Raw genomic sequence first — 21,203 nt, 5'->3', positions numbered from 1 at the left:
GAGGAGACATGGCACACAAGAAGGGCGCATCGTCCACCCGGAACGGTCGCGACTCCAACGCCCAGCGGCTCGGCGTGAAGCGCTTCGGCGGTCAGGTCGTGAACGCTGGTGAGATCCTGGTCCGTCAGCGCGGCACCCACTTCCACCCCGGCGCCGGTGTCGGCCGTGGCGGCGACGACACGCTGTTCGCCCTGCAGGCCGGTGCGGTGGAGTTCGGTACCCACCGTGGCCGCAAGGTCGTGAACATCGTTCCGGTCGCCTGAATCGTCTGATTCAGCGCCGAACGCTTTCGCGAGGCGGACCTCACTTCCCGGTCGGGAAGGCGGGTCCGCCTTTCGCGTGTTGACCACTGTGTCGACGACGAGACATACCCGTACTTTCTGGAGGCACTGAACCATGACCACCTTCGTGGACCGCGTCGAACTGCATGTCGCCGCGGGTAACGGAGGTCACGGCTGTGCCTCCGTCCACCGCGAGAAGTTCAAGCCGCTCGGCGGCCCGGACGGCGGCAACGGAGGCCGTGGCGGTGACGTCATCCTCACCGTCGACCAGTCGGTGACGACACTTCTCGACTACCACCACTCCCCGCACCGCAAGGCCACCAACGGCAAGCCCGGCGAGGGCGGCAACCGCTCCGGCAAGGACGGCCAGGACCTCGTCCTGCCGGTGCCGGACGGCACGGTCGTGCTGGACAAGGCCGGCAATGTACTCGCCGACCTGGTCGGCCACGGCACCTCGTACATCGCCGCGCAGGGCGGCCGTGGCGGCCTCGGCAACGCGGCGCTGGCCTCCGCCCGCCGCAAGGCGCCCGGTTTCGCGCTGCTCGGCGAGCCCGGGGACCTGCACGACATCGTCCTGGAGCTGAAGACCGTCGCCGACGTGGCGCTGGTCGGCTACCCGAGCGCCGGCAAGTCCTCGCTGATCTCCGTGCTCAGCGCGGCCAAGCCGAAGATCGCCGACTATCCCTTCACGACCCTGGTGCCGAACCTCGGTGTCGTGACGGCCGGTTCGACCGTCTACACCATCGCCGACGTGCCGGGTCTGATCCCGGGCGCCAGCCAGGGCAAGGGCCTGGGCCTGGAGTTCCTGCGGCACGTGGAGCGGTGCAGCGTGCTGGTGCACGTGCTGGACACCGCGACCCTGGAGTCCGAGCGCGACCCGGTCTCCGACCTCGACGTCATCGAGGAGGAGCTGCGCCAGTACGGCGGCCTGGACAACCGTCCCCGGCTCGTCGTCCTGAACAAGGTCGACGTGCCGGACGGCAAGGACCTCGCCGAGATGGTCCGCCCCGACCTGGAGGCGCGCGGCTACCGCGTCTTCGAGGTGTCGGCGGTCGCCCACATCGGGCTGCGCGAGCTGTCGTTCGCGCTCGGTGAGCTGGTCGGCAAGGCACGCGCGGCCAAGCCGAAGGAGGAGGCGACCCGGATCGTCATCCGGCCCAAGGCCGTGGACGACGCCGGTTTCACCGTCACCCACGAGGAGGTCGGCGGCGAGCCGCTGTTCCGGGTGCGCGGCGAGAAGCCCGAGCGCTGGGTCCGTCAGACCGACTTCAACAACGACGAGGCCGTCGGCTATCTCGCCGACCGGCTGGGCCGCCTCGGCGTGGAAGAGGAGCTGATGAAGGCGGGCGCCCGGGCCGGCGACGCCGTCGCCATCGGTCCCGAGGAGAACGCGGTCGTCTTCGACTGGGAGCCGACGGTCATGGCCGGCGCGGAGATGCTGGGCCGCCGCGGCGAGGACCACCGCTTCGACGCGCCGAGGCCCGCGGCACAGCGCCGCCGGGACAAGCAGGCGGAGCGGGACGAGGCGATGCGCGAGTACGACGAGTTCGACCCCTTCGAGTAAGGCTCGACCCCTTCGACTCGGACCGGCGCCGGGGAAACCCCGTTCCGCTCCGGTGAGTCGAACAGTGCGGCGTGGAGAGGCACTTGAGCCTCCCCACGCCGCACTTCTCTGTCACCATGACTCCCGGAGCCGACGTGTCCCGGTCGTCCCGGTCCCGTTCCCCCGCCGGTGCACGCTCGCGATCGCACCGGTGTCGCCCTGGCCGCCGCCCGCACCGGAGCCCGGGACTCATCCCGGTCCCAGGCTCCTCTCAGCCCCGCCTCAGGCAAGGCTCTTACCGTCCCCTGACCATGGAGACGGCCTGTACGACGACCCCCGCACCCCTGCCCCCGGGCACCCGCCTGCTGCACATCGGCCCGCACAAGACCGGGACCACCGCCATCCAGGGCGCCCTCTTCGCGGCCAGGGAGCGCATGCCGGAACACGGCGTCGCGTTCCCCGCGCACACCCGGCATCCCATGGAAGCCGCCCTAGCCGCCTGCGCCCGGCCGGCGATGATGGGCGACACCGTGCCCACCGACCGGCACTGGCGGCGGCTGCTGCACCAGGTGGCGGCCACCGGCGGGCTCACCTCGGTGATCAGCAGCGAGTTCTTCGCCGACGCCGAGGGCGACGGAACGATCGCCCGGATCGTGGAGCAGCTCGGCGGCGACCGCGTGCATGTGCTGGTCACGCTGCGTCCCCTGGTGAGGATCATGCCCTCGCAGTGGCAGCAGTACGTGCAGAACGGGCTGCGCATGGGCTGTGCGGACTGGCTGGAGCACATGCTGCGCAGGCCGCCGTACGAGAAGCCCAATCCGAGCTTCTGGCACCGGCACCGGCACGAGCGGCTGGTCGAGCGCTGGGCGCGGGCGGTCGGTCCGGGGCGGGTGACCGTGGTCGTGGCGGACGACCGTGACCGCGGTGGTCTGCTGCGCACCTTCGAGGCGCTGCTCGGGCTGCCGGAGAATCTCCTGTGGCCCGTTCCCGACGCCACTAATCGTTCTCTTACCCTCGCCGAGACCGAAATGCTGCGCAATCTTAATGTCGAATTCCGCGGCAATGAACTGCCGGCCGAGCTTTATTCCCGGCTTGTCCGGGGCGGCGCCGTGCTCCATATGAAGAACGCGTGCCCTCCCGAGCCCGGGGAAGTGAAGATCGTGACGCCGCGCCGGGCGGTCGAGCTGGCGGCCGGGATCGGCGCCGAGTCGGCCGAGCGGATCGCCGCGCTGGGGGTGCGGGTCCTCGGCGATCCGGCCCTGCTGTCCGCCGTTCCCGAACAGCCGCAGTCCGGGCAGGTCGAGCCCCGGATCGCCCCGGAGGTCGCGGCCGGCGCGCTGTACGGGGCGCTCGCCGCGGCGGCCGGGCAGGCCTCCGTCCGGACCGTGCGGCAGACGCCGTTGAGGGAACTCGTGCGGGTCCTCGGGCACCCCTGTCCGAAGCGGCTCGGGCGGCGCTGAACCGCGCCCATGACCCGTGACGGACCTGTGGACTTACTCACAGGAAATTCACGGGTGTTCGCCAGGTTCCGGACCCAATCACCGGGGGTGCAAGGTGAATGACAGGTTGCGCTCACATATGCATGGGATGTCGCTCGCCTTGCACTGCACTTACCTAAAGTGGGAGCATTTCACGGTTCCCTGACGCCCCAAGGTAGGTCACCTGTGTCCCAGCACATAGCCAAGCCCCGAACCACCGCAGTGATCCTGGCCGGTGGCACCGGCCAGCGGGTGGGTCTGTCGATCCCGAAGCAGCTGCTGAAGATCGCCGGCAAGGCAGTCATCGAGCACACCATGACCACCTTCGAGAAGGCGGACTCGATCGACGACGTCATCGTGCTGATGGCGCCGGGCTATGTCCCGGACGTCGAGAAGATCGTGGCCAAGGCCGGCTTCACCAAGGTGAAGAAGATCATCGAGGGCGGCTCGACGCGGAACGAGACCACCGAGCGCGCCATCTCCGCGCTGCGCGAGGGCCTGGCCGAGGGTGAGGACCTCAACGTCCTGTTCCACGACGCCGTACGCCCCCTGCTCTCGCGGCGCGTCATCGACGACTGCGTGGCCGCGCTGGAGCGTTACCAGGCCGTGGACGTTGCCATCCCGTCCGCGGACACCATCATCGTCACGCGAACGCACGGCGAGGACGGCGAGTTCATCACCGAGATCCCGGACCGCTCCCGGCTGCGCCGCGGCCAGACCCCGCAGGCCTTCAAGCTGTCCACGATCCGCCGCGCCTACGAGGTCGCCGCCGGCGACCCCAACTTCCAGGCCACGGACGACTGTTCCGTCGTGCTCAAGTACCTGCCGGACGTGCCGATCCACGTCGTCGCGGGTGACGAGTACAACATGAAGGTGACCCAGCCGGTCGACGTCTTCATCGCCGACAAGCTGTTCCAGCTGGCCTCCACCGCCGCACCCGAGCAGGTCGGCGAGGACGCCTACCGCGACCTGCTCACCGGCAGGACGCTCGTTGTCTTCGGCGGCTCCTACGGCATCGGCAAGGACATCGCCGAACTCGCCGAGTCCTACGGCGCGAACGTCTACGCGCTGGGCCGCTCCACCACCGGCACCCACGTGGAGAACCCGGAGGAGGTCGACGACGCGCTGTCCAAGGCGTACGCGGAGACCGGCCGGATCGACTACGTCGTCAACACCGCGGGCGTGCTGCGCATCGGCAGGCTCGCCGAGACCGACAACGCCACCATCGAGGAGGCGCTGAAGGTCAACTACCTGGCCCCGGTGCAGATCGCCCGGTCCAGCTACAAGTACCTCGCCGAGACCAACGGCCAGTTGCTGCTGTACACCTCCAGCAGCTACACCCGCGGCCGCGCCGAGTACTCCCTGTACTCCTCCACCAAGGCCGCCATGGTGAACCTCACCCAGGCGCTGTCCGACGAGTGGGCCGGCGACGGCATCCGCGTCAACTGCATCAACCCCGAGCGCACCGCCACCCCGATGCGCACCAAGGCCTTCGGCCAGGAGCCCGCGGGCTCGCTGCTCTCCTCCGAGGCCGTGGCCCGCACCTCTCTCGACGTGCTCCTGTCGGAGCTGACCGGCCATGTCATCGACGTCCGTCAGCAGGACCCGACGGCGGGTGCCGCCATGGCCTCCGGTTTCGAGCAGGCGCTGGCCACTGTTCTGGACCGCCAGGACGGCATGTAACAATTTGTCAAGAGCTTTTAGGAATTTCAGGCCTCTGCCGTCGCTCATTAACCGGGCGTTAGTAGAGGCCTGAATCCGTACATCTCTCACCATTTCCCGCGAACCGGCACTCTCCCTCCCAGAGCAGGTTTCTCCGTGATATCCACCGCTATTCGCGTCGCCCGGGTGGGCAGCGCGGCCGAGCTGACCGCGGCGGCCCTCATGATCCTGGGCTTCCCGGCGCTCATGCTGGCCGCGCTCGCCCCGAGCGTTCCCGCCTTCGCGGCCCTGGCCGCCGTGACGTACCTGGCGGATCACTATCTGCACCGCAAGGGCAGCTATCTGATCAGCCGCCTCAGCAAGATCCGGGCGGGTCTGTCGATCCGCTTCCTGATCCGGCAGCTGCTGCTGATCCTGCTGCTGGCCCGCCTGTCGCACGCGGACGACCTGATCTTCTACGGCGCCGTCGCCTGCTTCATCGCCTTCTACGGCCTCCAGGCCCCGCACGGCGCGCTGGTCACCCTCATCCGCAACCGCCGCCGGATGCCGGTCGCCACCCGCAACATCGACCTGAAGTCGCGCATCCGCATCCCGGACGCCCCGACGCGCCGGCTGCTGCACCGCAGCGCGGAGAAGATGCTCCACCTGGACCTGTTCGCGATGATCGGCATCCTGGTCTCGGCCGGGCAGGACTCACCCGCCGCGCCGGGCTTCGCCGGCGTCGGTCTCACCGTCGGCCTCGGCGTCCTGTACGTCCTCGTGCTCGTGCCGTACATGCGCGGCCGGAAGATCCCGCCGAAGGCCGAGACCGTCCTCGCCGCCGTCGACGACTGGCTGGCCGGCTACAAGCCGGAGACGGTCCTGTACTTCTCCGGCTCCAAGGACTCCGCGTACCAGGTCAACATGTGGCTGGAGACGATGGAGCAGCTCGACACCCGGCCGCTGATCATCCTCCGTGAGCGGGCCATCCTGAGCAACCTCGCGCCGACCACGGTCCCCGTCATCTGCGTGCCCGGAGGGGTGCACCTGATGAACCTGGACCTGTCGACCGTGCGCGTGGCCCTGTACGCCGCGAACGTCGGCAAGAACATCCACCTGCTGCGCGTGCCCACCATGAAGCACGTCTTCATCGGCCACGGCGACAGCGACAAGCTCGCCAGCGTCAACCCGTACAGCAAGGTCTACGACGAGGTGTGGACCGCCGGCCGGGCCGGCCGCGACCGCTACGCCATCGCCGACGTCGGTGTCCGCGACGACGACATCGTGGAGGTCGGCCGTCCGCAGCTCGCGCCCATCGAGAGCCGGCAGGGCGGGCACGACGGCCCCCGCGGTGGAGCCGCTGACGGACACTGCCCGACGGTTCTCTACGCCCCGACCTGGGAGGGCTGGGACGGCAACCCCGGCAACACCTCGATCGTGCTCGCCGGCGAGACCATCGTGAAGAAGCTGGTGACGGCGAACCCGCCGGTCCGCGTCCTGTACAAGCCGCACCCGTTCACCGGCACCGTCAGCAAGAAGGCCGCCGCCGCGCACAGGCGGATCACCGCCCTGGTCGAGAAGGCCGCCGCCGAGCGCGCCGCCGACTCCCGCTTCACCGCCGACGGCAAGGCGCTCGCCCAGGCCAAGGCCGAGCTGACCCGGATCGAGGCCCGGCTTGCCGAACTGGTCACGGCCGGCGACGACAAGGGCGACGAGGCCGAGGCCACCCGGGACGGCGTCGTCGACGTGGCGAAGCACGCGGAGATCGCCCGGCTGCGCGCCGAGTGGAACACCGCCTACTGGCGCTCCTTCCCGTCGTACGAGCACCGCGTCATCACCGGCGCCGAGCCGCGTCTGTACGACTGCTTCAACGTCTCCGACGCGATGGTCTCCGACATCTCCTCCGTGGTCTCCGACTTCATCGCGAGCGGCAAGCCGTACGCGGTCACCGACTCCGCGGCGCTCGGTCACGAGGAGTTCAAGCGGCAGAACACGGCGGTGCGCGCCGCGGTGATCCTGTCCAACGACGCGGGCGAGCTGGGCGCGCTGCTGGACGCCGTGCGCGATCCGTCGGCCGACCCGCTGACGGAGGCCCGCAAGGAGCTCAAGCGCTATCTGCTGGGCCCGGACGAGCCGAAGTCCATCGAACAGTTCAACACCGCGGTGGCCGACCTGGCCCGCAAGGCCGAGGCCCGCAACGTCGGCCAGCACTCCCGGCCGGGCGCCGCGAGCGCGGACCCCGCCGGGGCCGCCGGGCTGACCAACGCGGTGCCCAGCCAGCGGACCGCGTCGGCCGCCGACCAGGACGGTGTGAACGCCGGCTGACACACCCACTGCCCAGGAGGGCCGGCCCCGGGAGAGATCCCGGGGCCGGCCCTCGCCGTTGTCCGGAATCCATTGTTCAGGTTTTCTTATGGGCGCTCTTACCCCGGCCCCCGACCGACGGTGAGCAACTCTTACCGACCCTACGTACTGTCGGGTGGACACCCGAGCCCGGCGTGACGTGCGTCACCGATTACTCGATGCGGGGCAACCGCTCCCACGAGAAGACTGTCTGACAGGTTGCCATTGTGGCGATACGGGGAAAATTCTCTTTTGGTAAGTAAGGGGAAAGTGTGACCGTCGTGACGCAGCCTGATGTGAGCGTGATCATCGGGGCGTACGAAGCGATGCCTTACCTGGTCGAGTGCCTGGCGTCCGTCGAGGCTCAGACCATGGACCCGGCACGCTTCGAGGTCATCGCGGTCGACGACGGCTCGACGGACGGCACCGGGGAGTGTCTGGAGGAGTTCGCCGCCCGCGCCCCCATGCGCGTCACCGTCATCCGCCAGAAGAACTCCGGGGGCCCCAGCGGCCCGCGCAACGTCGGCCTCGGCAGGGCGGCCGGCCGGTTCGTGTTCTTCCTCGACGCCGACGACCGGCTCGGCCCCGAGGCCCTTGAGCGCATGGTCGCCATGGCCGACGAGAACGGCACGGACGTGGTGCTCGGCAAGGTCGAGGGCATCAACCGCATTCCGCCGAAGACCATGTGGGGCAAGACCCTCGGCCGTACCGACGTCTTCTCCTCCAACAGCAAGTTCACGCTGAGCGCGCAGAAGCTGTTCCGCCGCGAGCTGCTCGACAGGCACGGCATGCGGTTCGACGAGTCGCTGTTCACCGGCGAGGACGCCCTGTTCACCATGGAGGCGTACCTGCGCGCGGACGGCGTCTCGGTCCTCGCCGACTACCCCTGCTACTACCTGGTCGGCCGCGACGACGGCAAGCACGTCACCAAGAGCGGCAGCTACACCCTGCGCTTCGACTCCGCGCGGTCCCTGATGACGCTGATCGCCGACATGGTCCCGGCCGGCGACAAGCGGGACCTGCTCATGGTCCGGCCCTTCCTCATCACCCTGCTGCCGCAGTTCGGGCCGAAGTTCCTCAAGGACGGCGAGACGGTCCGCCGGCACAAGTTCGAGCTGGCCAAGCCGCTGATGGACGCCTACTGGACGCCCGGAGTGGCCCGGCGGCTGAAGGTGCACGAGCGGCTGCGGCTGCACCTGGTCGCCCTGCAGCGACCCGATCTGCTGCTTGACGTCGTGGAGTTCGTCAAGGCGAAGAAGCGGCCCGGCGCGATCCTGGAGAAGCGCGGCACCCGCGTCTACCTCGCCTACCCGCACTTCCGCTCGGAGACGGCCGCTGTCCCGGACGACATCTACCTCGCCGCACCCCGCGAGGCCCGCGCCGTCCACGGCTACCGCGAGGCCGCCGCCAACTCCTTCCTGCGCCGGGCGCTGCGCAAGGTACGACGGACGCTGTCGGCGAAGAAGTTCAATCCGGCGGCGGCCTGACCGGGCGAGATCGCGGCGTGGCCGGGGTTGTGTGGCCCGGTTCGCTCGTCACTGACGGCGGATTGCGGGTGGAAGCCCGCTTGCCCGGCTGCGCGACCGGGCCGGCTGCTCGCGCGACTTCGCGTTGTCTTCGGCCAGTTCGCCGACCTGGGTGTGCAGCCGGCCGAACCGGCTGCCGAGCGAGGCGAGGTCCGTGTCGTTCCACGGCCGGATGCACGGTGGCGGGCGTCCCCACCAGCGCCGCGATGGTGCCGTGGAGGCGCGAGCCGAAGGATCTTCGACTTATGTCTGGACGAGTTTTAATTTCCATACACAATCAGTGCAGCCTTTTGCCGTACGCAGACCGTGAAGGAACGGCTACGGACCGTGTGTCCGGAGGCTGGACCGGTGGGCGAGGGGCGATCCGCTTCGCGTAGATTGCCGCTCAGGCAGCCGGAACAGCGCGCGGGCTAAAGAGGGGAACAGAGGGCAAGGTGGCAAGGGCAAGGCAGGCCGTGGGCGAGGCCCGCAGGATCGTCGTCAAGGTGGGCTCCTCGTCGCTGACCACCGCCGCCGGCGGTCTGGACGCCGACCGCGTCGACGCGCTGGTCGACGTGCTGGCCAAGAGCCGCAGCGGGGGAGAGCGGGAGGTCGTCCTCGTCTCCTCCGGTGCCATCGCCGCCGGCCTCGCCCCGCTCGGTCTGCGCCGCCGCCCCAAGGACCTCGCCCGGCAGCAGGCCGCCGCCAGCGTCGGTCAGGGCCTGCTCGTCGCCCGGTACACCGCCTCCTTCGCCCGCTATGGCGTCCGCGTCGGCCAAGTCCTGCTCACCTCCGACGACATGAGTCGCCGCGCCCACCACCGCAACGCCTCCCGCACCCTCGACAAGCTCCTCGCGATGGGCGCCCTCCCGATCGTCAACGAGAACGACACGGTCGCCACCGACGAGATCCGCTTCGGCGACAACGACCGCCTCGCCGCCCTCGTCGCCCACCTCGTCCACGCCGACCTGCTCGTGCTCCTCTCCGACGTCGACGGCGTCTACGACGGCGACCCCAGCAAGCCCGGCACCTCGCGGATAGCGGAGGTGAAGGGGCCGGAGGACCTCGCGGGCGTCGAGATCGGCAGCGCGGGCAAGGCCGGCGTGGGCACCGGCGGGATGGTCACCAAGGTCGAGGCCGCCCGGATCGCGGCCGCGGCCGGCATCCCCGTGGTCCTCACCAGCGCCGTGCACGCTGCGGACGCCTTGAGCGGCGGCGACACCGGTACCTACTTCCACCCCACCGGAAAGCGCTCCGCCGACCGGCTTCTGTGGCTCCAGCACGCCTCCACCCCGCAAGGGGCGCTGATCCTGGACGACGGGGCGGTGGACGCCGTCGTGAAGCGGCGCACATCGCTGCTGCCCGCCGGAATCGCCGCTGTGGAGGGCGAGTTCAGCGCCGGTGACCCCGTCGAACTGCGCGACACCACGGGGCGCGCGGTGGCCCGTGGACTCGTCAACTTCGACGCCAAGGAGATCCCCCGGCTGATCGGGCGCTCGACCCGTGAACTGGCCCGGGAACTCGGCCCGGCGTACGAACGCGAGGTCGTACACAGGGACGACCTGGTGCTCTTGCACGCGTAAAACGGGACGTAACGGCAGCCCCCGGTGGGGGACGTTCCGTAAAACCGCCCCGCGGTGCCGTAGGGCCTGCTCAACTTTGTCTCAGAGAGACGTTCCGACAGACGTCCCCGAGCAGTGGGTGAAGGAGGCCGTCGTGAGACGAGTGCGCCCTGGGGTGGCCACCCGCGGTGCCCTGACGAGCGTCGCCGCCGGTGACACCTATGAGGAGCCCAAGGACATGCCCCGGCTCTGGCACGTCACTCTCAGCGTCTCCGGCCCGGACGTCCCCCTCACCGATCTGCGGCGGGCCCTGGAACAGCTGGCCCACGACCACCCCTTCCTGCTGACCAGCCGGTACGCGAGCGACCACGCGGAGATCCGGTACTGGGAGGAGGCCCGCGACCTGCACGACGCCGCCGCCGTCGCCCTGCGCCTGTGGGGCGAGCACCGGCAGACCGCGGGACTGCCCCCGTGGGAGATCGTCGGCCTGGAAGTCATCGACCGCGAGACCTACCACCACCGCATCGCCGAGGGCTACGGCCCGCCGCCCGCCACACCGGTGGGAGTCCATCCCTTTTGATCCCTCCTGAGACCTTGTCTCGGGGTTTGGGATGAGCGGTGACCGACACGAGCCGCGCACTACCCTTCCCTCATGACCACGCTTTCGCCGTACGACTCGATGTCCCCGGTCACCCAGGCCGCCTACCGGGCCAAGGCCGCCGCCGCCGACCTCGCGCCGCTCCCGCGGGCCGTGAAGGACGACGCGCTGCTCGCCATCGCCGACGCGCTGGAGGTCCGGACCGCCGAGATCGTCGAGGCCAACGCTCGCGACGTGGCCAAGGCCCGGGAGCACGGCACCAGCGAGGCCATCGTCGACCGGCTCACCCTCACCCCCGAGCGGGTCCGCGCCATCGCCTCCGACGTCCGTGACGTGGCGAAGCTGCCCGACCCGGTCGGCGAGATCGTCCGCGGCTCCACCCTCCCCAACGGCATCGACCTGCGTCAGGTCCGCGTCCCGCTCGGCGTCGTCGGCATCATCTACGAGGCCCGCCCCAACGTCACCGTGGACGCCGCCGCCCTCTGTCTGAAGTCCGGCAACGCCGTCCTGCTGCGCGGCTCGGCCTCCGCCTACGAGTCCAACACCGCCCTCGTCCGCGTCATCCGGGACGCCGTCGGCGGCGCCGGGCTGCCCGCCGACGCCGTCCAGCTGGTCCCGGGGGAGAGCCGCGAGAGCGTGCGCGAGCTGATGCGCGCCCGGGGCCTCGTCGACGTGCTGATCCCGAGGGGCGGCGCCTCCCTCATCCAGACCGTGGTGAGCGAGTCCACCGTCCCCGTCATCGAGACCGGCACCGGCAACTGCCACGTCTACGTCGACGCCCACGCCGACATCGACATGGCCATCGACATCCTGATCAACTCCAAGGCCCAGCGGGTCAGCGTCTGCAACGCCGCCGAGACCCTCCTCGTCCACCAGGACATCGCCCCGCTGTTCCTGCCGCGCGCCCTCGACGCCCTCGCCGAGGCCGGCGTCACCGTGCACGCCGACGAGCGGGTCATGGCCTACGCCGAGAACTCCAAGGCCACGGTGGTGGAGGCCGTGGCCGAGGACTGGGAGACGGAGTACCTCTCCTACGACATCGCCGCCGCGGTCGTCGACTCCCTGGACAGGGCCGTGGAGCACATCCGGCTGTGGACCTCCGGCCACACCGAGGCGATCGTCACCACCTCCCAGCAGGCCGCCCGCCGCTTCACCCAGCTGGTCGACTCCACCACCGTCGCCGTGAACGCCTCCACCCGCTTCACCGACGGCGGCCAGTTCGGCTTCGGCGCCGAGATCGGCATCTCCACCCAGAAGCTGCACGCCCGCGGACCGATGGGCCTGCCGGAGCTGACCAGCACGAAGTACATCGTCACCGGTGACGGCCACGTGCGCCCCTGAGGCTCACCCGTTCGGCCGTACGCCCCGCGCGTCGTGGCGGGCGGCCGAAACGGCGTCTCACCAGTCAGACGAATTTCCATACCGTCTGCCCAAATTGACCCCCCAGGTCTACTCTGGATGCGTGCCGGAGGACGTGGGGGGCACGCCGTTCCCTGACGGCTGGGAGCCCGACGACGACCACGACCACGGGGTGTCGGACGAAGAGTTCGCCTCCGTGGTCTTCGACGAGGCCTTCGTACAGGCGGCCACGGTCCATGAGCCGACCGCCGTCGAGCGCCTCCTTGCCGCCGCACAGGCCAGAGCCGAGGCCTCCGACGCGGAGGCCCGCCGCGCCCACGCCCGAGGCGAGCGCTACGACGACGCCTACGGCCCCGAGGGGACCGAATTCGGCCAAGATCCGGAGGACGACGAGCTGGAGGACACCTACGTCCTCGGCGACCGCCGCTTCGGCGGATACGGCAAGCAGGTCCGCTGGCACCGCCCCGTGGCCTGGGTGCTGGCCGTCGTGATGGGCATCGGCATGGTTGCCCTGGCCTTCGCCGCCGTCTACCGCGGCGGCTCCGCGGGCACCCGTGACGGGATTCCCGCGCCCGCCCCGACCGGCCTGGAACAGGGCAGCGCCGCCGCGCCCTCCGTCTCCGCCGACACCGCCCAGCCGCCGGCCTCGGCCATCCCGCGCTCCCCCTGAACGCCCGCCCCCGTTCTTGGTGAGCACCTGTCAGAAGTTGTCGTGTAGCAGGGCGTTTACCTGAGGCCTACGCGACCTACTCTGAAAGTATGAGCGGGCCTGGAGACCCACCGGAGGGCACACCCGAGGGTGGGCTCGGAGGTGGCGAGGACGAATACCGATCCGTCGTGTTCGACGAGTCGTTCGTCCGTGCTGCGCGCCTTCAGGAGTACTCCGCCGAGGAGCGGATGGCCGACCACGCGCCCGCCGTACGCCGCCGCCCGCCCCTGCACCGCGGACTCACCCGGCAGGCCCTGATCCTCGTCCTGCTGATCGCCGTCGCCTTCGGCACCGCGATCTACATGGGCGTCCGCCACCCCTACGGCACCCCGGAGACCCGGCGCCCCGTCGAACCCCTGCGGATGACGGTGATCCCGCTCGCCCCCACGGGCAAGGTGCCGGGCACCGCCGACGCCGAGAGCCTGTACGCGCACAGCCCCGCCGCGTCGTACGACGTCGGCGCCGAGGGCATACCGCTGCCGGCCGCCCGCAGCACCGCCCACTTCTCCGACAGCCAGGTGGTGACCGCGCTCACCACCGCCAAGGACTACGTAGTCCGCTCCTCGCTCGACCCCGAGGTGCTGACCGGCCGCCAGGTCGGCCCTGTCCGGTCCCTCATCGACGCCGACCAGCTCGATCAGTTCGACCAGAGCTTCGATCACCCGGCGGCGGACGGCCGGCACGCCCCCACCGGCTGGCTGGTCCGTCTCGACCCCTCCCGCGTCCAGCTCGCCGCCGACGGACCGGCCCGCGTCCAGGGCAACCTCCAGGCCGTCGAGAGCGACGCGAGCACGCTGGAGGTCACCGCCGACCACACCTTCGTCTACGCCCTGCGCCCCACCGGTGCCGCGGCCGGCGCCCCCGCGTCCCTGTTCACCGTCCGCCGCGAGGTGACCTTCCGCTTCACCCGCGACGATCTGCGCACCCACCAGATCCAGCTGGTCACGTCCTACGTCCAGGCGGGCCCGCTCGCCTGCGCCGAGGACTCCACGGCCTACCTCCGCCCCCTCCTGGCCGGCCAGACGGCCCACACCGGCGGCCCCGCGGGCACCGACCCCTACGAGACGGACAGCCCCGCGGCCCTGTGCGGGACGCTGGCCGCCGGGGCTGAGCCGAAGGTGTGAGCGGGGGAGTCTTCGAGGGCGGCCGGGTTCGGCAACTTCGGGCCGAGGGGGGTCGGCACCGCCGGACCCGGCCGCTGCGGCTCAGCGGACCGCCGGTGCCGCTGTGGCTCAGAGCGGAGCCGGTGCCGCTGTGGCTCAGCGGGGAGCCGGTGCGTTGCGGCGGGCGAGGGGAGCCGGTGTCCGCAGCGGAGCCGGTGCCGCTGTGGCTCAGCGGGGAGCCGGTGCCGCTGTGGCTCAGCGGGGAGCCAGTGCCGTTGCGGCGGCGAGGGGAGCCGGCGCCCGTGTGGCGGGCTGGTGTCACCCCTCCTGAGGGGCGTCCGCGGGGCCTCCCTTGGCCGGGGGCGGGCTGCGGAAGCCGTCGAAGCCGCGGCGCACCCGGCCGCTCAGGTCGCCCGCGCCGTCCGCGAGGTCCGTGACCAGCTTCATCAGCGGGTCCTTGGAGGTCTTCACGTCGCTCGCGTAGCTGGCCGCCGACTCGCGGAAGGAGTCGCTGACCGAGGTGTCCTTGTCCTCGTCACGCCGCGGGTAGTGGCCGTCCATGATCCGCTGGAAGTCCCGGGACTCGGCCCACTTCTTCAGCTCGGCCGCTCGGATCGTGGCGAAGGGGTGCGAGCGGGGCAGCACGTTCAGGATCTTCAGCACGGAGTCGCGCAGATCGCCCCCGGAGTCGTACTCCTCCGCCTGCTCCAGGAACGCGTCCACGTTCATCTCGTGCAGATGGTTGCCGCCCGCGATCTTCATCAGGCCGCGCATCGAGGCCCGGACATCCTGCCCCACCAGCAGCCCCGCCCGGTCCGCGGACAGCTCCGACTTGCGGAACCACTCCCTGAGCGCCGTGATGATGGCCATGATCGCGAAGTTGCCCAACGGGATCCAGGCGACCTTCAGCGCGAGGCTGGTCAGGAACAACAGGATCGTGCGGTACACCGAGTGACCGGACAGCGCGTGTCCCACCTCGTGCCCGACGACCGCCCGCATCTCCTCCTCGTCGAGGAGTTCCACGAGCCCCGTGGTGACCACGATGATCGGCTCGTCCAGGCCGATGCACATCGCGTTCGGCTGCGGGTCCTGGTTGACGTACATCGGCGGGACCTTCTCCAGGTCCAGGATGTAACAGGCGTCCAGCAGCATGTCGTGCAGATGCTGGAACTGCCGCTCGGAGACGCGCACCGAGTCAGACAGGAACAGCAGTCTCAGGCTCCGCTCGGGCAGCAGCCCGCTGAGCGCCTTGAAAACGGTGTCGAATCCGCTCAGCTTGCGCAGCGCGACCAGGGCCGAGCGGTCGGCCGGATGCTCGTAGGCACGCGAGGAGATCCCCGGGAAGCGCCTGCGCTGCCTGCTCGGCACACGCTCGTGCCCGGTCTCCTGCTGGCCGTCGTCGGACATGTCTTCCCCCATGTGCGTGTGAGTGCCCACTGTGCCCCCGAAGCGGAGCCCAGCCTAGGCGGAGATACCGTGGACGGGCAGTACAGCCGAAGGAGTCCACTCATGGAGCACCACTCCACAGCCGCCTGGCTGACCGATGCCGCCGCAAGCGCCGTCCAACAGCACGGGTCGGGCAATCTGCTCCGAATCGTCCTGATCGTGATGGTCCTGGGCTGTGCACTGACCGCCTGGTTCCTGCTGAGCGGCTACAAGCGGAAAGACGACTGACAGCTCGCGAAAGTTCCCCGCGGGCCCAACGGCGGAGTCGGCGTGATCGCCGCCAGGAGGCCCGCATACGATGAGCCGACATCTTTATCCCGCCCACACGCGTTAGGTCCTGCCGAAGATGAGCCTTCCCAGCACCGCAGCCCACTTGGTCACTCTCGCCGAAGCCGGGGGCGGCCACCACAACAGCCTCAACCCCGCGGTCACCGGAGGCAGCGCCCTCGCCATCCTGCTGCTCCTGCTGTGGATCACCACCCGCTTCAACCGCGACCGCTGAGCGGGGCCCCCGTCCCCGGCCGGACGCCCAAGGCCGGGCCGGTAGGGTCTGCACGCATGGGAGAGCAGGACATGCCTACCGGTCCGGTGGACGAGACCGCCGACGACACGGTCAAGCACCCGCAGTACCGGCAGCACCGGCCGGGCCACGGCCCTGCCCACACGGGCAAGCGGCGCCTGGGCGTCATGGGCGGGACCTTCGACCCGATCCACCACGGGCACCTGGTGGCGGCCAGCGAGGTCGCCGTGCAGTTCCAGCTGGACGAGGTGGTGTTCGTGCCCACCGGCGAGCCGTGGCAGAAGTCCCACCGCAGGGTATCGCCGGCCGAGGACCGCTATCTCATGACGGTCATCGCCACCGCCGAGAACCCGCAGTTCTCCGTCAGCCGCATCGACATCGACCGCGGCGGCCCCACCTACACCGTGGACACCCTGCGCGACCTGCGCGCCCTCAACCCCGACACGGACCTCTTCTTCATCACCGGCGCCGACGCCCTCGCGCAGCTGCTGACCTGGCGAGACAGCGAGGAGCTGTTCTCCCTCGCGCACTTCATCGGCGTCACCCGGCCCGGCCACCATCTGACCGATCCCGGCCTGCCGGAAGGCGGCGTCTCGCTCGTCGAGGTGCCGGCGCTGGCCATCTCCTCCACGGACTGCCGTGCGAGAGTCGCCAAGGGAGAACCCATCTGGTACATGGTGCCGGACGGAGTCGTGCGCTACATCGACAAGCGCGAGCTGTACCGCGGCGAGTGAGCCGAGAGGGGCACCGGTGAACGACCGATACGACGCGGGTGACGTTGGCCATGGCGCCGGCCCGTACGAAATCGTCGGCTATGACGAGTACGGCCGGCCCATGTACCGGCAGGTCCCGGCACAGCAGGCACCGCAGGCGACCTACGACCCGTACGCCCAGCAGCAGGGCTACGGCTACGACCCCTACGCCACCGGCCAGCAGCCACCGGTGACCTCCTACGAGCGCGGCGCGCCCGCACCCGGGTACGACGCCTACGGCTCCCAGGCCCCGTACGACCCCTACGGCACCGGCACCCAGCACCTCGTCGGCCACGACCCCTACGGGCAGTCCGCGAACAGCGGACAGCAGCCCCGGGTTGCCGAGCAGACCGCCCACATCCCGCAGCAGGCCGGCCCGGCGCAGCGCCCGCAAGCCCCGGCGCCGTCCCAGGGGCCGCAGGACGCGGGCGAACGGGATTACCACACCGAGCAGTTCGCATTCGTCGAGGAGCCGGACGGCAACTCCGAGGACGTCATCGACTGGCTGAAGTTCACCGAGAACCGCACCGAGCGCCGCGAGGAGGCCCGCCGCCGCGCCCGCAGCCGGATCATCGCCCTCCTCGTCGTCCTCGCCCTGGTCGCGGTCGGCGGCGTCGGCTACCTCTGGTACGCCGGAAAACTGCCCGGTCTGTCCTCCTCCGGCTCCAAGCCCGGCGCGGCGACGCCGGTCGCCGCCCAGAAACGCGACGTGATCGTCGTCCACCTGCACAACACCGGCAAGGGCGGCACCTCCACGGCGCTGCTGGTCGACAACACGACCACCAAGCAGGGCAGCACCGTGCTACTGCCCAACTCCCTCGCCCTGAGCGCCGACGACGGCTCCACCACCACTCTCGCCAAGTCGGTGGACGACGACGGCGCCTCCGGCACCCGCGACCAGCTGGACACGGTCCTCGGCACCGACATCCAGGGCACCTGGCGCCTGGACACGCCCTACCTGCAGAACCTCGTCGACCTGGTCGGCAACATCGACATCGACACCAACACCGACGTGCCCGACCCGGACACCAAGAAGAAGGGCGCGGAACCCCTCGTCCACAAAGGCAGCGACCAGACCCTCAGCGGCAAGATGGCCGTCGCCTACGCCACCTACCGCGCCGCCGGAGAGTCCCAGAACGCCCAGCTGGAGCGGTTCGGCCAGGTCATGCAGGGCGTGCTGCGCAAGATGTCCTCCGACCCGTCGTCGGCCACGACCACCGTGCAGACCCTCGCGCAGATCCTCGACCCGCCGCTCACCGACAAGGACCTCGGCACCTTCCTCGCCAAGCTCGCCGACCTCGCCAAGAGCGGCGCCTACAAGACCGCCCTGCTGCCGGTCCAGGCCGACGGCACCCTGAGCGCGAGGACCAGCGACAGCGTGGTGAAGGACATCCTCGGCGGTACCGCCAAGAGCCCCGACGCCGGCTCCGCGGTCCGGGTCTCCGTGCAGAACGCCACCGGTGTGAAGGACGACGCGGAGAGGGCCCGTGTGGTGCTGCTCAACGGCGGCTTCACCTTCCTTGAGGGCGGCACCGCCCCCGGTGCGCAGGCCACCTCGAAGGTGGTCTACTCGGACGCCTCCCACAAGTCGGACGCCACGGAGGTCGCCAAGACCCTCGGCCTGCCCGCCGGCTCCGTGGCCAAGGGCACCGTCTCCTCCGGCGCCGACGTCTCGGTCGTCCTCGGCCAGGACTACAAGCCCACCAGCTCCTGACGGGTGGTCCCACGCACCCCACGTGCCACCGTAATCACGTGGGGTGCGCCCGGCGGTCCGTGAGACCCTTGAGGTCCAGTGACCGCCGACCGAAAGCTTCGTAGTGACCGCCACCGACCGTTCTCTTGAGCTCATCAACACCGCCGCCCAGGCGGCGGCCGACAAGCTCGCCCACGACGTCATCGCCTACGACGTCAGCGACGTACTGTCGATCACGGACGCCTTCCTGCTGGCCTCCGCGCCGAACGACCGCCAGGTCAGGGCCATCGTCGACGAGATCGAGGAGCGCCTGCTGAAGGAACTCGGCGCCAAGCCGGTCCGCCGCGAGGGCGACCGCGAGTCCCGCTGGATCCTGCTCGACTACGTCGACATCGTCGTGCATGTCCAGCACAGCGAGGAGCGCGTCTTCTACGCCCTGGAGCGGCTGTGGAAGGACTGCCCCGAGCTGGAGCTGCCCGCCGACGCCAAGGCCACCCGCGGCAAGGCGGAGGAGCACGCGAAGCTGCAGGCCGCCGAGGCGGAGCAGCAGCCGGGCGGGGACTGGTGATGAGCGCCACCGGCGAGGTCACCGACCGCAAGAATGGCGGCCGCCGCATCATCCTGTGGCGGCACGGCCAGACCGCCTGGAACGTCGAGCGCCGCTTCCAGGGCAGCACGGACGTCGCGCTGACCGAGACCGGCATCGGCCAGGCCCGCCGTGCCGCCCGGCTGCTCGCCTCCCTGGGACCGGACGCGATCGTCTCCTCGGACCTGCAGCGGGCGGCGAACACCGCTGCCGAGCTCGCCGCCCTGACCGGCCTCGACGTCACCCGCGAGGAAGGCCTGCGCGAGACCTACGCGGGCGTCTGGCAGGGGCTGACGCACGAGGAGATCATCACCCGCTACGGCGAGGAGTACGCCGCCTGGAAGCGCGGCGAGGCGGTCCGCCGCGGCGGCGGCGAACTGGAGACCGAGGTCGCCGACCGTGCGGCTCCCGTCGTACTGCGGCACCTCGAGAAGCTGCCGGAGGACGGCACTCTCGTCGTCGTCAGCCACGGTGGCACCATCCGCACCACCATCGGCCGGCTGCTCGGCCTGGAAGCCAGGCACTGGGAGAGCCTCGGCGGCCTCTCCAACTGCTGCTGGTCCGTGCTCGGTCAGGGCGCCCGCGGCTGGCGCCTGCTGGAGCACAACGCCGGCACCCTCCCGGAGCCGGTCCTCGGCGACGACGACTGAGCCTCAGGGGGCTCGCGACCCCGGATTTCACTTTCTGGCAGGTCACAGGCTAAAGTTCTTCTTGTTCGCCCCGCCGAGCGGGGCGAGACACCATGCGGCTCCGCCGCGTGGCGCCAGGGGCTATAGCTCAGTTGGTAGAGCGCCTGCATGGCATGCAGGAGGTCAGGAGTTCAATTCTCCTTAGCTCCACTGATCGACACTCTGTTGAGTTGTCAAAGATCGGTGATGAAGGTCCCGTCCTCTCAGAGGGCGGGATTTTCTGTTGTGTATGCCAGCGGCCACAGCCGCTCCCTTCGCTCCCTCAGCAACGCGATCTTCTCTCGTGACTCCTCGTCCTCCGGGGTGTAGACGACGATCCGGCACTCGGGCATCCCGTCGATGGACAGCGACTGCGAGGTCATCCGCATGTCGCCCACCGCCGCGTGACGGAACGTCTTGACCCGAGGGCCCGGCGGTATCACCTCACCACCCGCCCACAGCCGCGCGAACCAGGGGCTCGCCGCCGACAGCGCGCGTATGTACTCCTCCCAGGCCGACTCACCCACGTGTCTGCCGTACGCCGAACGCAGCGTCGCCACCATCACCGGCAGCTCGCGCTCCCGGTCCACCACCGGGCAGTCCTCGTCCGTCGCGGTGAACAGCGTCCACAGCGCGTTCGGCACGCCGATCCCGCGAGCCTTCCGAGCCGCGAACAGGTCACGGTAGGCCGGGTTGGCGGCCAGGATGTCGTAACGCGAGTTGTACACCACCGCCAGCAGGGGATCGAGGGTGTCGATGATGCCCTGCACCTCAGGGGCGACCCGGCGGGGCAGGGCACCCGGCTCTGCCTCGAACGGCACCTCCGCCAGCCGGTACAGATGCTCCCGCTCCGGCGCGTCCAGCCGCAGCGTGCGGGCGACCGCGTCCAGCACCTGCGGCGAGGCGTTGATCGGCCGACCCTGCTCCAGCCATGTGCACCAGGTCACACCCACGCCGGAGAGCTGGGCGACCTCCTCCCGTCGCAGGCCGGGTGTGCGCCGCCGCAGGCCCGGTGGCATCCCCACGTCGGCCGGTGTCACCCGCGCCCGCCTGCTGCGCAGGAAGGCGGCCAGCTCCGGCCTGCGGCGCTGAGCGCTCGCCGGCCGAACCGTCTTCGCCGTCCCCGCCCGGTTCGCTGTCCTTGTCGTCTGCGTCGCCTGTGTCGTCTGCCTTGTTTGCGCTGTCTGTGTCGTCGGCGTCGTGTTCGTCGTGCTCGGCGTCATCGCGCGACCCCCGGCGTCCCCGTCATCCTCGCCATCCCCTGCATCCCACGTCGTCCCCCCCTCATCCCCCTGCGTCCCCCGTCGTCCCCGTCCTCATCGTCGGCGCCCCGACCCGGCCCTGCCAGGTGTTGGCAGTACCAGCATCGCCGGGCTCTCGGCACCCGTACCGGAGCGCCGTCAGGCTCGGCGCCAT

The 21,203-nt window shown here is 70.3% G+C and carries 19 protein-coding genes and 1 tRNA gene; 18 read left to right on the top strand and 2 right to left on the bottom strand.

What is annotated here, in order from left to right:
• The first annotated feature begins 8 nt into the window (after positions 1 to 8).
• The 11 genes from rpmA (at position 9) to ACZ5NH_RS10505 (ending at position 14,143) form a co-directional block, all read left to right on the top strand.
• Positions 9 to 263 carry a 50S ribosomal protein L27 gene (rpmA, locus tag ACZ5NH_RS10555; RefSeq protein ID WP_023550764.1) on the top strand — a complete coding sequence of 85 codons (255 nt, stop codon included), beginning with the start codon at positions 9 to 11 and terminating at the stop codon, positions 261 to 263.
• A 133-nt stretch (positions 264 to 396) separates the two neighbouring features.
• Complete coding sequence (gene obgE, locus ACZ5NH_RS10550; protein ID WP_468774170.1) at positions 397 to 1,845, top strand: GTPase ObgE; 1,449 nt, start codon at positions 397 to 399, stop codon at positions 1,843 to 1,845.
• A gap of 290 nt (positions 1,846 to 2,135) precedes the next feature.
• Positions 2,136 to 3,284, top strand: a complete 1,149-nt coding sequence (locus tag ACZ5NH_RS10545; protein ID WP_468774168.1) for a hypothetical protein — start codon at positions 2,136 to 2,138, stop codon at positions 3,282 to 3,284.
• 204 nt (positions 3,285 to 3,488) lie between these two features.
• Entirely contained in the window at positions 3,489 to 4,985 is a 1,497-nt protein-coding gene (locus ACZ5NH_RS10540) for a D-ribitol-5-phosphate cytidylyltransferase (protein ID WP_468774166.1), read from the top strand.
• Between the two features lie 165 nt (positions 4,986 to 5,150).
• Positions 5,151 to 7,268: a hypothetical protein gene (locus ACZ5NH_RS10535; RefSeq protein ID WP_468774243.1), complete on the top strand. Its 2,118-nt coding sequence runs from the start codon at positions 5,151 to 5,153 to the stop codon at positions 7,266 to 7,268.
• Positions 7,269 to 7,558: 290 nt separating this feature from the next.
• Positions 7,559 to 8,773: a glycosyltransferase family 2 protein gene (locus ACZ5NH_RS10530; RefSeq protein WP_468774164.1), complete on the top strand. Its 1,215-nt coding sequence runs from the start codon at positions 7,559 to 7,561 to the stop codon at positions 8,771 to 8,773.
• A 494-nt stretch (positions 8,774 to 9,267) separates the two neighbouring features.
• Positions 9,268 to 10,374, top strand: coding sequence for a glutamate 5-kinase (gene proB / locus ACZ5NH_RS10525; RefSeq protein WP_388622349.1), 1,107 nt, complete (start codon positions 9,268 to 9,270; stop codon positions 10,372 to 10,374).
• A gap of 133 nt (positions 10,375 to 10,507) precedes the next feature.
• The gene (locus ACZ5NH_RS10520; RefSeq protein ID WP_450984531.1) at positions 10,508 to 10,933 is read left to right on the top strand and encodes a hypothetical protein; all 426 of its coding nucleotides are present in this window, start codon (positions 10,508 to 10,510) and stop codon (positions 10,931 to 10,933) included.
• 72 nt (positions 10,934 to 11,005) lie between these two features.
• Positions 11,006 to 12,292 carry a glutamate-5-semialdehyde dehydrogenase gene (locus tag ACZ5NH_RS10515; RefSeq protein ID WP_388622277.1) on the top strand — a complete coding sequence of 429 codons (1,287 nt, stop codon included), beginning with the start codon at positions 11,006 to 11,008 and terminating at the stop codon, positions 12,290 to 12,292.
• A gap of 121 nt (positions 12,293 to 12,413) precedes the next feature.
• Positions 12,414 to 12,980 carry an SCO2584 family spore wall biosynthesis protein gene (locus tag ACZ5NH_RS10510; RefSeq protein WP_468774161.1) on the top strand — a complete coding sequence of 189 codons (567 nt, stop codon included), beginning with the start codon at positions 12,414 to 12,416 and terminating at the stop codon, positions 12,978 to 12,980.
• A gap of 89 nt (positions 12,981 to 13,069) precedes the next feature.
• The gene (locus tag ACZ5NH_RS10505) at positions 13,070 to 14,143 is read left to right on the top strand and encodes an SCO2583 family membrane protein (RefSeq protein WP_468774159.1); all 1,074 of its coding nucleotides are present in this window, start codon (positions 13,070 to 13,072) and stop codon (positions 14,141 to 14,143) included.
• Positions 14,144 to 14,440: 297 nt separating this feature from the next.
• Here the strand turns inward: ACZ5NH_RS10505 and ACZ5NH_RS10500 are convergent, their stop codons facing one another.
• Positions 14,441 to 15,529, bottom strand: a complete 1,089-nt coding sequence (locus ACZ5NH_RS10500; protein WP_388622271.1) for a M48 family metallopeptidase — start codon at positions 15,527 to 15,529, stop codon at positions 14,441 to 14,443.
• Between the two features lie 102 nt (positions 15,530 to 15,631).
• On the opposite strand from ACZ5NH_RS10500, the gene ACZ5NH_RS10495 reads away from it, so the two are divergent.
• The 7 genes from ACZ5NH_RS10495 to ACZ5NH_RS10465 all read left to right on the top strand — a co-directional run bounded on the left by ACZ5NH_RS10495 (position 15,632) and on the right by ACZ5NH_RS10465 (position 19,958).
• On the top strand, positions 15,632 to 15,796 hold the full coding sequence (locus tag ACZ5NH_RS10495; RefSeq protein ID WP_388622269.1) for a hypothetical protein: 165 nt from the start codon (positions 15,632 to 15,634) through the stop codon (positions 15,794 to 15,796).
• Between the two features lie 118 nt (positions 15,797 to 15,914).
• On the top strand, positions 15,915 to 16,070 hold the full coding sequence (locus ACZ5NH_RS10490) for a hypothetical protein (RefSeq protein ID WP_388622267.1): 156 nt from the start codon (positions 15,915 to 15,917) through the stop codon (positions 16,068 to 16,070).
• A 56-nt stretch (positions 16,071 to 16,126) separates the two neighbouring features.
• Complete coding sequence (nadD, locus tag ACZ5NH_RS10485) at positions 16,127 to 16,822, top strand: nicotinate-nucleotide adenylyltransferase (protein ID WP_468774156.1); 696 nt, start codon at positions 16,127 to 16,129, stop codon at positions 16,820 to 16,822.
• A gap of 16 nt (positions 16,823 to 16,838) precedes the next feature.
• Positions 16,839 to 18,554, top strand: coding sequence for an LCP family protein (locus tag ACZ5NH_RS10480; RefSeq protein ID WP_468774154.1), 1,716 nt, complete (start codon positions 16,839 to 16,841; stop codon positions 18,552 to 18,554).
• Positions 18,555 to 18,657: 103 nt separating this feature from the next.
• Entirely contained in the window at positions 18,658 to 19,101 is a 444-nt protein-coding gene (gene rsfS, locus ACZ5NH_RS10475; protein WP_388622261.1) for a ribosome silencing factor, read from the top strand.
• A complete protein-coding gene (locus ACZ5NH_RS10470) occupies positions 19,101 to 19,769 on the top strand; it encodes a histidine phosphatase family protein (RefSeq protein ID WP_468774152.1) in 669 nt (222 codons plus the stop codon). The genes rsfS and ACZ5NH_RS10470 overlap by 1 nt, the downstream gene beginning before the upstream one ends.
• Before the next feature lie 116 nt (positions 19,770 to 19,885).
• Positions 19,886 to 19,958 (top strand) — tRNA-Ala (locus tag ACZ5NH_RS10465).
• 53 nt (positions 19,959 to 20,011) lie between these two features.
• Here ACZ5NH_RS10465 and ACZ5NH_RS10460 read toward each other — a convergent pair.
• The gene (locus tag ACZ5NH_RS10460; protein ID WP_468774150.1) at positions 20,012 to 20,812 is read right to left on the bottom strand and encodes a helix-turn-helix transcriptional regulator; all 801 of its coding nucleotides are present in this window, start codon (positions 20,810 to 20,812) and stop codon (positions 20,012 to 20,014) included.
• Between the last annotated feature and the right edge of the window lie 391 nt (positions 20,813 to 21,203).

Source organism: Streptomyces sp. NPDC031426, assembly GCF_055581585.1.
This window is presented reverse-complemented; position numbering and strand designations above follow the sequence as displayed.